This window comes from Achromobacter sp. ACRQX, assembly GCF_022346505.1.
GTDB classification, from domain to species: domain Bacteria; phylum Pseudomonadota; class Gammaproteobacteria; order Burkholderiales; family Burkholderiaceae_B; genus Achromobacter; species Achromobacter animicus.
In genome coordinates, this window is record NZ_JAKRML010000025.1 from 83,735 (window position 1) to 94,604 (window position 10,870).

A 10,870-nucleotide genomic window follows, 5' to 3' on the forward strand; every position below is an offset into this window, starting at 1 on the left:
CGAAGAATTCCATGGCTCACACCCTACCCAATGCCGGCGCCCTTGCGGGCTGCAAGGTGATCGATCTGTCACGCGTGCTGGGCGGTCCGTACTGCACGCAGATCCTGGCCGACCACGGCGCCGACGTGCTGAAGATCGAGCCGCCCGGCGGCGACGAGACGCGCGGCTGGGGCCCGCCCTTTCTGGGCGAGACGGCCTCGTACTTTGTCGGCGTGAACCGCAACAAGGACGGCATGACGCTGGATCTGTCGCAGCCCGCCGGGCAGGAACTGCTGCGCCACCTGCTGGCTGACGCCGACGTGCTGGTCGAGAACTTCAAGCCCGGCACGTTGGAAAAGTGGGGCCTGGGCTATGAAGACCTGAAGGCGGCCTTCCCCGCGCTGATCCATTGCCGCGTCAGCGGGTTCGGCTCGGACGGCCCGCTGGGCGGCTTGCCCGGCTACGACGCGTGCGCGCAGGCGATGTGCGGGCTGATGAGCGTAAACGGCGATGCGGACGGCGAAGCGACGCGCGTGGGCCTGCCGGTGGTGGACATGGTGACGGGGCTGAACGCAGCGGTGGCGATCCTGCTGGCGCTCAACGAGCGCACGCGCAGCGGGCTGGGGCAGTTCCTCGACATCACGCTGTATGACTGCGCGCTGTCGCTGCTGCACCCGCATGCGCCCAATTACTTCTACAGCGGCAAGGTGCCGCAGCGCAGCGGCAACGCGCATCCGAACATCGCGCCGTACGAAACCTTGCCGACCGCCAGCGGGCCGATCTTTCTGGCCGTGGGCAACAACCGCCAGTTTGCGATGCTGGCGCAGACGCTCGATGCCCCGGCGCTAGCCGAGGATGCGCGCTATGCCACGAATGCAGACCGCCTGCGCCATCGCCAGGCGCTGCGCGACGATCTCTCTGCGCTGCTTGCCCGCCATGAAGCCGCCGCGCTTGCCGACCAACTGCTGCGCGCCGGCGTGCCTGCCGCCGCCGTGCAGACGGTCGATCAGGCGCTCGCGCATCCGCATACGCGGCACCGCGGCATGGTGCTGGAACAGGGCGATTACAAAGGCGTGGGCTCGCCCATCAAGCTGTCGCGAACGCCCGCCACGCTGCGCAAGCTGCCGCCAGACCTGGCGCCACCAGCCGGGCAGGACTGACCCCGCATCGATGACCCCGCCCGGCGCCCGCCGGGCTTTTTTTGCCGCAGCGTTTCCGCTTGGCCAGGTGTCAGACACCCGCATATCCGGTGTCACAGACTGACGGCCCACTCGCCCGGGTGTCTGACACCGTCCGAAATGGACCGCTATCCCCGCGCGCAACAACTTAGACATTTGGTTTCAGCACATCGCCCTATTGCCGCCGTAGACTTTTTTTGCATTTTGCGTCGCATCTGCACGCTTTCCCGAGCCACATAAAAAGGCGAGCCACATAAGAGGAAATAAAAGACTATGGCCACGACAGACTCACAAGACCACGGCCAGCTGAAACGGGTGATGGGCCCGAAGCTGCTTCTGCTATTCATTGTTGGCGACATCCTGGGCACCGGCGTCTACGCACTGACAGGGCAAGTGGCCGCTGAAGTCGGCGGCGCGGCCTGGCTGCCGTTCCTGGTCGCCTTCGGGGTGGCCCTGCTGACCGCGCTGTCCTACCTTGAATTGGTCACCAAGTACCCGCGCGCCGCGGGCGCCGCGCTCTACGTCCACAAGGCGTTCGGCGTGCACTTCCTGACGTTCATCGTCTGCTTTACCGTCATGTGTTCCGGCCTGACGTCGGCCGCCACCGCCTCGCAGGCCTTCGCCGCCAACCTGTTCGCCGCGATGGGCATCGAGGCCGAAAAGCACTGGATCACGCTTGGCGCGCTGGGCTTCATGACGCTGGTCATGCTGGTCAACTTTCGTGGCGCGACTGAAAGCGTTCGCGCCAACGTTGTGCTTACGCTGATCGAGCTGTCGGGTCTGCTGATGGTCATCCTACTTGGCTTTTACGCCATCTCCGGCGGCCAGGCGGACTTCTCGCGCGTCGTCGCGTTCGACACGCCCGAGGACAAGAGCGTGTTCCTGGCCGTGACCTCGGCCACCGCGCTCGCGTTCTTCGCCATGGTCGGCTTCGAGGATTCGGTCAACATGGCCGAGGAAACGCACGATCCCAGCCGCATCTTCCCGAAGGTCATGCTGACCGGCCTGGGCATCACGGCACTCATCTATGTGCTGGTGTCCATCTGCGCCGTTGCGCTGGTGCCGGTGGGCGAACTGGCCAAGAGCAGCACGCCGCTGGTGCTGGTGGTCAAGCGCGCCGCGCCGGATCTGCCCGTGGAGTACATCATGCCGATCATCTCGATGTTCGCCGTGGCGAACTCGGCGCTGATCAACATGATGATGGCCAGCCGCCTGTTGTACGGCATGTCGCGTCAGGGCGTGCTGCCGTCGTTCCTGGCGCACGTGCACCGCAAGAACCAGACGCCGTGGACGGCCATCCTGTTCACGACGGCGCTGGCCTTCGGCCTCATCATCCTGGTCTCGCTGACCGACTCGCAGGCGATCCGCGCGCTGGGCGGCACCACCGCGTTGCTGCTGCTGGGCGTGTTCGCGTTCGTGAACGTCGCGGTGCTGGTGCTGCGGCGTGACAAGGTCAAGCACAAGCACTTTTCCATCAACCGCATCGTCCCGTGGCTGGGCGCCGGGGCGTGCCTGTTCCTGGTTACGCCGCTGACGGGCCGTGACGTGATCCAGTACCAGGTCGCCGGCTGGCTGCTGCTGCTGGGCGTGGTGATGTGGTTTGTGACCTGGCTGGCACGGCGCCGCGAGGCCAAGATGGAGCTGGATCCCTCGGCGCTGGAGTGATGCGTGGGGCCACGGCTGAGGCGCCCTCAGCCGGGCGCCTCAGCCTCACGTATTGGCCGCGGCGTCTCAGCGAGGACGCCCCCGCAGGGCCTGGCGCTGCAGCGCGGCGTCAGCCGCCCACCGCCAGCCCTTCGCGGCGCGGGTCCGCGCCGCCTTGCAGGCCCTTCGCGTCGATGACGATGCCGTGGATGCCGCTGGGAAACTCGGTGATGCGCACCGGGTGCCCCATGCGCTCCAGTTCCGGCGCCAATGCTTCCAGCGCCGTGCCCTTCTCCAGTTCGGTTTCCTTGTTGCGGCTGCCCATGTTGGGCAGGTCGATTGCCGACTGAATATCGAGATTCCAGTCCAGCACGCCCACGAGCGTCTTGGCGACGTAGTTGATGATTGCGCTGCCGCCCGGCGAGCCCACCAGCACGTAAGGCTTGCCATCGCGTAGCACCATCATCGGCGCCATCGAGCTGCGCGGGCGCTTGCCCGGCTCGATGCGGTTGGCGACGAGCCGGCCTTCGGGGTCCTTGAACGACGACGAAAAATCGGTCATTTCGTTGTTCAGCAGAAAGCCCCGCACGAAGATCTTGCTGCCGAATTCGCTTTCGATGGTCGTCGTCATGGTGAGCGCGTTGCCTTGCGCGTCGACGGCCACGAGGTGGCTGGTGGACGGCAGTTCCAGTGCGTTGTCCTTGCCCAGCGACAGCAGCTTGCCTTCAGGGTCACCGGGCAGCGCGACCTTCATGCTGCGATCCGGCTGGATCAGCGCGCCGCGCGCGCGCAGGTAGGCGGGGTCCAGCAAGGCGCGTACCGGGACGCGCACGAAGTCCGGGTCGGCCACGTAGAAATCGCGGTCGGCGAAGGCCAGCCGGCCGGCTTCCGAAAAATAATGCACCGCCTGCGCCGTGCCCGGCGCGTAGCGGCTCAGCGGAAACTGCTCCAGCTCGCCCAGCATCTGCAGGACGGCGATGGGACCGCTGCTGGGCGGACCCATGCCGCAGAGTTGATAGCCGCGGTACGCGCCGCACACGGGGTCGCGCGTCTTCGCGCGATAGTCTGCAAGATCCGCAAGGGTAAGGTCGCCCGGCTTCTCATGCTTCTGCACCGCGGCAACGATGTCGCGCGCGATATCGCCTTGGTAGAACGCGTCGGCGCCTTGCGTTGCCACCGCGCGCAGCGTGCGTGCAAATTCCGGGTTTTTCAACACGTGGCCCACGGGCCAGGGCGTCCCGTCCGGCGCATAGAAATACGCAGCCGCCGCAGCCTGCTCCGGCAGCGCCTTGTTGCCGGCCAGCAGCGAATGCAGGCGCGGCGACACCGCAAAGCCCGCTTCCGCCAATTCCATGGCCGGCTGGAACAGGTCGGCCCAGGGCAGCTTGCCGTGCGTCTTGTGCGCCAGTTCCAGACCGCGCAACAGGCCGGGCACCGCCACCGACATGCCGTTGTTGACGGCCTGCGCAAAAGGCAGCGGTTTGCCCTCGGCATCCAGGAAACGATCAGGCCGCGCGGCCGCGGGCGCGGTCTCGCGGCTGTCGATGGTGCGGATCTGGCCGTCCGCCGCGGAGTACAGCACCATGAACGTGCCCCCGCCGATGCCCGACGATTGCGGCTCGACCAGATTCAGCACGAGCTGCGTGGCAATGGCGGCGTCCACCACGCTGCCGCCGCGCCGCAGCATCGCTTCGCCCGCGCGGCTGGCCAGCGGGTTGGCCGACACCATCATGAAATGCGGCGCGCGCACCAGCTGGCGCGCCTGGACGCCGCTGGCGGCCTCGGGATTGATGTCCTCGGCTGCGGGCGGCGTGCGCGCCCAACTGGCGGAAACAAATGGCAGGCCGGTTATCGCGGCGGCGAGCAGCAGGGCGGCGTGGCGGCGTAGGCGCATGGATGGCTCCGGTGGTCGCCGGACATCCGGCTGGCGTCCATGATAGTCAAAGGGCCGCGCCGCTGTCGCGGTTCAACTGCAGCGGTTTCGCGGCGGTGGCAGTTTCACGGCGGTAGCGGTGCCGCCCCTGTGGCGGCGCGCGGCGCGCCATCCGGCTTAGAATCGCGGTTTCGGATCACCCCCCCCCATTTCCGCGCCATGCGCCTGCGCCACATCGAGATATTCGAAGCGATCCGCCGCACCGGATCCCTGACCGAAGCCGCCGCCGCGCTGCACATTTCCCAGCCTGCCGCGAGCAAACTGCTGGCGCATGCCGAAAGCCAGCTGGGCTTCAAGCTGTTCGACCGTGTGAAGGGCCGGCTGGTCGCCACGCGCGAGGCCGAGATCCTCACCCCCGAGATCGCGCGCCTGAGCCAGGATCTGAACAGCGTGCGCAGGCTGGCGACCAACCTGCGCGACCGGCCTCACGGCCATCTACGCCTGGGCTGCGCGCCCGCGCTTGGACTTGGCCTGTTGCCCGGCGTGGTGCGCGACAGCCGCAACGCGCAGCCCGGCATCACCTTCGATATCCACACGCACCATAGCGCCGAGCTGGTTCAAGGGCTGCTGACGCGCGAACTGGACCTGGCGGTCACGTTCGACACGAATGACTATCCCGGTCTGACGCGCATGGGGCTGGGACACACGGAACTCGTGCATCTGAGCCGCAAGCCCGCGCGAGGCCCGATGCGCTTGTCTGAGCTGTCGGCGGCAACAGGCGGCGATGCGATGGGCGGCGATCCCTCCATAACCGGCATGACGAGCGACACGCTCATCGTGCTGGACGCAGGCGACGCATCGGGCGCCCTGCTGCAACTGGCGCTGGATGCGCAGGGCCTGGCGCCGCAGGTCGCCATCCAGGTGCAGACGCATTACGTGGCCTGCGCGCTGGTCGATGCAGGCTGCGGCGACGCCATCGTTGACGCCATCACCGCGCGCGCCATGCTGCGTCCCGGCATGACCCTGCGCCGTCTGGAACCGGCGCTGCGCGTGCCGATCAGCATCATGACGCGCAACCAGGATCCGCTGTCGGCGTTGCATCGAGACCTGATCGAACGTCTGCGCACGGCGTGCGCCGCGCTGCTGGAAGGGCTGGACGCGCCCGTCTGACCAACCGCGCGCGGCCCGCAAAGCACAACGGGCGCCCGAAGGCGCCCGTTGCTGTGTCGATCGGGGGCAACCCAGGCCGCCCCGCGCAGCATCAGTCCAGCTTGATGTTCTGCTTCTTCACGACGTCCTGGGCCCAGTTGAACTGTTCCTGGATTTCCTTGGCGAACTCTTCCGGCGTGTTGCCCGACGGCGCCGAGCCTTGCTCGTCCAGCGCCTTGATGACCTTCGGGTCCTTCAGGGCCACGACGGCGGCGTCACGCAGCTTGTTCACGACTTCCATCGGCGTGCCCTTGGGCGCCAGCAGGCCATACCAGACGGGCTGATTCAGCACCGGGAAGCCGGCGTCCTTGAAGGTCGGCACGCCCTTCATCGTGCCGATCTGCTCGGGCCACGCGATGGCCATGGCGTTCAGCTTGCCGGCCTGGATCTGCGGCATCGAGGACGGCAGGTTGTCGAACAGGATTTCGATCTGGCCGCCGACGGCGTCAGCCAGCGCCGGGCCCGAACCCTTGTAGGGCACGTGCACGATGTCGGTGCCGGTGGCCATCTTGAACGACTCGCCCATCAGGTGCAGCACGCCGCAGGTGCCCGAGCTGCCGTACGAATACTTGCCCGGGTTCTTCTTCAGCTCTTCGATGAAGCCCTTGAAGTCCTTGGCGGGGAACTTGGGGTTCACGGCCACGACGTTGGCGGTGTTGGCGAAGTTGGTAACCGGCTGGAAGTCCTTGATCGGATCGTACGGCAGGTCCTTCGGACGGCAGGCGGGGTTCACGGCCATCGTGGAGACGGTGGCGATGGACAGCGTGTAGCCGTCGGCCGGTGCGCGCGCGGCTTCGGCCGCACCGATGGCGCCGCCGGCGCCGCCCTTGTTTTCAACGACCATCGGCTGGCCGAGTTCCTGGCTCATGCGCTGCGTCACGAGGCGCGCAATGATGTCCGTCGAACCGCCAGGCGCGAACGGAACGATCACGCGGATGGCCTTGCTGGGGTACTTGTCTGCGGCGTGCGCGACCGAAACGCCCAACGTGCCGGCAGCACCGGTAGCAAGGGCGATGGCCACTGCCAGGGAGCGGACCTTATTCATAGTTGTGTTTCCTCCAAGATTGCGAGCCCGTGTGTAGACGGACCGTTGTGTGTTGTGCCCGCCTGTAGACGGACCAGCAGATAACGGTGCGGGCGCATTGCTTGTGCGCAGCGTGTCTACGCCGCATTTATAGGTTGCTTGTGGCACACGCGCCCGCCAGAATGACGGAGAATAGCAGCAAATGCTTACACCCGCATAGCGCGCCCGACGCCGCCCGGCGCCAGACGAATAACCACTCCCTCATGTCTGTTGCACTCCTGGTTCTCCCCGATTTCATGCTGGTCGCGCTGGGTTGGGCGCTACGTCACAAACTGGGTTTCTCACGCGAGTTCTTCGCCGGCACGGAACGTCTCGTCTACTTCGTGCTGTTCCCCGCGCTGTTGTTCCAATCGATCCTGCGCACGCCCATCACGGCGGGCAACGCGGCGCTGCTGCTGCAGGCCACCGCGTCGGTCATTGCCGCCGGCGTCGCGATGGCGTGGCTGGCGGGCCTCGCGCTGCGGCCCTCGTCGCTGGGTCTCGCCTCCTCCGCGCAATGCGGGTACCGCTTCAACACCTACATTGGCCTGGCGCTGTCGGCCAGCCTGGCGGGCGCGCCGGGCCAGACCGTCATGGCGCTGATCGTCGGCTTCGCAGTGCCCATGGCCAACGTCGCCGCCGTCTATGGCCTGGCGCGCCACAGCGGCGGCAACCTGCTGCGCGAACTCGCGCGCAATCCGCTGGTGATTTCCACGCTGCTCGGCCTGGCCTGCAATCTGGCGGGACTGCAGCTTCCCGGCCCCGTCGACACGGTGTTCGCACGCTTGGGCGCGGCAGCGCTTGCGCTGGGCATCATCTGCGTGGGCGCCAGCCTGGCGTGGGAAGGCGGCAAGGGTTATGGGTCTCTGATCGCGTGGATGCTGACAGTCAAGCTGGTCGCGCTGCCCGCGGTGGCGCTGCTGGTGGCGCACCTGCTCGACCTGCCCCCGCTCGAAGCGCGCATGTTGCTGCTGTTCACGGCGCTGCCCACGGCATCCGCGGCGTATGTGCTGGCGATGCGCATGGGCGGCGACGGCCGCATGGTCGCCGCGCTGATCTCGCTGGGCACGTTGTTTTCAGCGGTCACGATCCCGTTGTGGCTGCTCGTGGCGGGCGGCTAGCCCGCTCAAAAGAAAAATGGCCGCCCTTTGCGGGGCGGCCATTTTCATGGGCCTGGCGGCGCGGGCCGGCGTGTGACGTTTACGACGGCTTGTGCGCGTTCGTCATCGAGCCCGGCACGACCCATTCTGCAAACTGCGCTTCGGTCACAAAGCCCAGCGCCAGCGCCGATTCCTTCAGCGACAGGCCTTCCTTGTGCGCCTTCTTGGCGATCTGCGCGGCCTTGTCGTAGCCGATGTGCGGATTCAGCGCGGTGACCAGCATCAGCGAACGGTCCACCAGTTCCGCGATGCGCTCGTGGTTGGGCTCGATGCCCGCGGCGCAATGCTGGTCGAAGCTGGCCATGCCGTCCGTGAGCAGACGCACCGATTGCAGGAAGTTGTGGATCACCAGCGGCTTGTAGACGTTCAGCTCGAAATTGCCGCTGGCGCCGCCGATGTTGATGGCCACGTCGTTGCCCATGACCTGCGCGGCCAGCATCGTGATGGCTTCGCACTGCGTCGGGTTGACCTTGCCCGGCATGATCGAGCTGCCCGGCTCGTTCTCGGGGATGCTGATCTCGCCCAGGCCCGAACGCGGACCGCTCGACAGCCAGCGCACGTCGTTGGCGATCTTCATGAGGCCCGCCGCCAGCGACTTCAGCGCGCCGTGCGCGAACAGCAGCGCTTCGTGCGACGCCAGCGCCTGGAACTTGTTGGGCGCCGAGACAAACGCCGTGCCGGTGGCATGGGCCAGTTCGGCCGACACCTTGGGGCTGAATTGCGGATGGGCGTTCAGGCCGGTGCCGACTGCCGTGCCGCCGATGGCCAGTTGGTGCAGCCCGGGCAGCGTGGCGCGGATCTGCTGCTCCGCCAGATCCAGCTGCGCCACGTAGCCGGACAGTTCCTGGCCCAGCGTCAGCGGCGTGGCGTCCTGCAGGTGGGTGCGGCCGATCTTGACGATGTCGTAGAACTTGGCGCTCTTGGCCGCCAGCGTGGCGCGCAGGGCCTTCAGCGACGGCAGCAGGCGGTGTTCAACTTCCACGGCGGCCGCCACGTGCATCGCGGTCGGGAAGGTGTCGTTCGACGATTGTCCGCGGTTGACGTGGTCGTTCGGGTGCACCTTGCGCTCTTCGCCGCGCACGCCGCCCAGCAATTCCGAGGCGCGGTTGGCCAGCACCTCGTTCATGTTCATGTTGCTTTGCGTGCCCGAACCGGTCTGCCAGACGGACAGCGGAAACTCGTTGGGCCACTTGCCCGCGACGACTTCATCAGCGGCGCGCATGATCGCATCGGCGATCTTGGGGTCCAGCTCGCCCAGGTCGGCATTGACCTTGGCCGCCGCGCGCTTGAGCCTTGCCATCGCATTGACCAGCGGCTCCGGCATCTTCTCGGTGGAAATCGCGAAGAAATGCAGGGAGCGCTGCGTCTGCGCGCCCCACAGGTGGTCTTCCGGCACCTCGATGGGGCCAAAGGTGTCTTTTTCGATGCGGGTCTTCATGGCGCGTACAACTCCGTGGCGGCGTCAGTCGCGTGCGGCGGAAGGCCGCAAAGTCGCGACATTATTGAGAATAGCAATCGTTATAGGTTAGCAGAAACCCGCATTCCTATAATTGCTCCCATCTGTGCTCCGATCCTCGTTTTTTACCACTGCTCCCGCGCCATGTCCGCCCCCCTTGCCACCCTGACCCTGCACCTGCCCGACGAAGCCGCCACCGAGGCGCTGGCGCGCCAGCTTGCCCCGATGGTCACCGGCGCCAAAACCGGCCTGCCAGGCGCATGTATTCACCTTCGAGGGGACCTCGGGGCAGGAAAGACGGCCTTCTCCAGGGCATTGTTGCGGGAAAGCGGCATCACAGGCCGAATCAAGAGTCCAAGCTACGCGCTGCTTGAATCCTATAAAGTTTCTAACTTATACTTCTATCACCTTGATTTTTATAGATTTAGTGATTCGCGCGAATGGTTGGACGCAGGATTCCGGGATTTACTGCGTGACGAAGCAGTCGTTTTGATCGAATGGCCGGAGCGGGCGGAGGGTCTTTTGCCCCCGCCCGACCTGCTGATCTGCCTGGACTATGCAGGCGACGGACGTGACGCCAGCCTGACCGCGTACACCGCTCGAGGACAAACATGGTTGAACGCGATTGTCCCCCCGCCCCTGACGGCGCCCTCCCCTCGGCAGGCGCCACCCGCCGACGCCTGATCAGCGTCGCCGCCACCCTGCTCGTCCTGCCGGTCGTGCCAAGGCTGGCGCAGGCTGCAACGATCCTGGCTGTCCGGACCTGGCCGGCAGACGAATACACCCGGGTCACGCTGGAACTCGACAGCGAACTCAAGGCCGAACAATTCACCCTTGAAAATCCCCACCGCCTGGTGGTCGATATCGAGGGACTGACCCTCAGCGCGGCACTAAACGACCTGGTTTCAAAGGTCCGGCCCGACGACCCCTACATCCAGAGCCTGCGCGTGGCGCAGAACCGTCCGAACGTGGTGCGGCTGGTGTTCGACCTGAAGCAGCCCGTGGCGCCGCAGGTGTTCACGCTCAAGCCGGTGGCCGATTACCAGTACCGCCTGGTGCTCGACTTGTATCCCAAGATCGCGCAGGATCCGCTGATCGCGATCCTGAATAAGTCTAGTGGGCCCGACGTGGACGATCCGCTGGCGCGCATCCTTGAAGACATCCAGCGCAACCCGGTGACCCGCGCGGATCCGCCCGAGCCGCCGCGCGTGCGCGGCCAGCAGCGGGCGGGGGCCGATACGGGCGGGTCCCGCGGGTGCGCAGGGTGGGTTAAAGGTTGGGCGCCACCGGATAGTCCACGACGGGCCC

The 10,870-nt window shown here is 66.4% G+C and carries 9 protein-coding genes; 6 read left to right on the forward strand and 3 right to left on the reverse strand.

All coding sequences use genetic code 11. From position 1 onward, the window contains the following. Positions 1-11 precede the first annotated feature (11 nt). Positions 12-1,139: a CaiB/BaiF CoA-transferase family protein gene (locus tag MHZ91_RS20550; RefSeq protein WP_191577769.1), complete on the forward strand. Its 1,128-nt coding sequence runs from the start codon at positions 12-14 to the stop codon at positions 1,137-1,139. A 291-nt stretch (positions 1,140-1,430) separates the two neighbouring features. Further along, positions 1,431-2,822, forward strand: coding sequence for an APC family permease (locus MHZ91_RS20555; protein WP_175138846.1), 1,392 nt, complete (start codon positions 1,431-1,433; stop codon positions 2,820-2,822). 109 nt (positions 2,823-2,931) lie between these two features. On the opposite strand, the gene ggt is transcribed toward MHZ91_RS20555, so the two are convergent. Continuing rightward, positions 2,932-4,695, reverse strand: a complete 1,764-nt coding sequence (gene ggt / locus MHZ91_RS20560; protein WP_239215435.1) for a gamma-glutamyltransferase — start codon at positions 4,693-4,695, stop codon at positions 2,932-2,934. A gap of 198 nt (positions 4,696-4,893) precedes the next feature. Between ggt and MHZ91_RS20565 the strand changes: the two genes are divergently transcribed. Further along, complete coding sequence (locus MHZ91_RS20565; RefSeq protein WP_239215436.1) at positions 4,894-5,844, forward strand: LysR family transcriptional regulator; 951 nt, start codon at positions 4,894-4,896, stop codon at positions 5,842-5,844. A 91-nt stretch (positions 5,845-5,935) separates the two neighbouring features. On the opposite strand, the gene MHZ91_RS20570 is transcribed toward MHZ91_RS20565, so the two are convergent. Next, positions 5,936-6,928 carry a tripartite tricarboxylate transporter substrate binding protein BugE gene (locus tag MHZ91_RS20570; RefSeq protein WP_218344954.1) on the reverse strand — a complete coding sequence of 331 codons (993 nt, stop codon included), beginning with the start codon at positions 6,926-6,928 and terminating at the stop codon, positions 5,936-5,938. Positions 6,929-7,170: 242 nt separating this feature from the next. On the opposite strand from MHZ91_RS20570, the gene MHZ91_RS20575 reads away from it, so the two are divergent. Continuing rightward, a complete protein-coding gene (locus MHZ91_RS20575) occupies positions 7,171-8,067 on the forward strand; it encodes an AEC family transporter (protein WP_239215437.1) in 897 nt (298 codons plus the stop codon). 79 nt (positions 8,068-8,146) lie between these two features. Here MHZ91_RS20575 and fumC read toward each other — a convergent pair whose 3' ends face one another. Further along, complete coding sequence (gene fumC, locus MHZ91_RS20580) at positions 8,147-9,544, reverse strand: class II fumarate hydratase (RefSeq protein WP_175123263.1); 1,398 nt, start codon at positions 9,542-9,544, stop codon at positions 8,147-8,149. Positions 9,545-9,706: 162 nt separating this feature from the next. Here fumC and tsaE point away from each other — a divergent pair, with 162 nt between their 5' ends. Together tsaE and MHZ91_RS20590 are read left to right on the forward strand one after the other, a co-directional pair. Continuing rightward, positions 9,707-10,246: a tRNA (adenosine(37)-N6)-threonylcarbamoyltransferase complex ATPase subunit type 1 TsaE gene (gene tsaE, locus MHZ91_RS20585; RefSeq protein ID WP_175123264.1), complete on the forward strand. Its 540-nt coding sequence runs from the start codon at positions 9,707-9,709 to the stop codon at positions 10,244-10,246. Next, positions 10,174-10,870, forward strand: a 697-nt coding sequence (locus MHZ91_RS20590) for an AMIN domain-containing protein (RefSeq protein ID WP_239215439.1), incomplete at its 3' end; no start/stop codon positions are given. The genes tsaE and MHZ91_RS20590, both read left to right, overlap by 73 nt.